1 rRNA gene is annotated in these 786 nt (G+C 58.9%); it reads right to left on the reverse strand.

From position 1 onward, the window contains the following. Positions 1-786 (reverse strand): 23S ribosomal RNA (locus ABD143_RS26980); the annotation flags it as partial.

Here is a 786-nt window from a genome sequence, read left to right on the forward strand (position 1 = left end):
CATCGCTTGCCTACTACCGGATCGGGCTCCACGCTCCCCCAACAAGAACTCCCGAAGGACTTCAAGCGGGTTCGGATGGTTAGCATCACCGGCCTCAGCACGGACGCACTGTCACGGGCACGGGAATATCAACCCGTTGTCCATCGACTACGCCTGTCGGCCTCGCCTTAGGTCCCGGCTCACCCTGGGCGGATTAACCTGGCCCAGGAACCCTTGGTCATTCGGCGGCAGAGGTTCTCACTCTGCATTCGCTACTCATGCCTGCATTCTCACTCGCACACCCTCCACGACTCGATCACTCGGCCGCTTCGCTGGATGCACGACGCTCCCCTACCCAACACCACGACTACACCAGCTGGCGAACCAGCCGGCGGATCTCATGTGGTATTGCCACGGCTTCGGCGGTGTGCTTGAGCCCCGCTACATTGTCGGCGCAGGACCACTTGACCAGTGAGCTATTACGCACTCTTTAAAGGGTGGCTGCTTCTAAGCCAACCTCCTGGTTGTCTGGGCGATCCCACATCCTTTCCCACTTAGCACACGCTTAGGGGCCTTAGCCGGTGATCTGGGCTGTTTCCCTCTCGACTACGAAGCTTATCCCCCGCAGTCTCACTGCCACGCTAGAAATACCGGCATTCGGAGTTTGGCTGAGTTCAGTAAGCTTGTCGGCCCCCTAGCCCATCCAGTGCTCTACCTCCGGCATCCACCACGTGACGCTGCACCTAAATGCATTTCGGGGAGAACCAGCTATCACGGAGTTTGATTGGCCTTTCACCCCTACCCACA

The organism is Pseudonocardia aurantiaca, assembly GCF_039526725.1.
GTDB lineage: Bacteria > Actinomycetota > Actinomycetes > Mycobacteriales > Pseudonocardiaceae > Pseudonocardia > Pseudonocardia aurantiaca.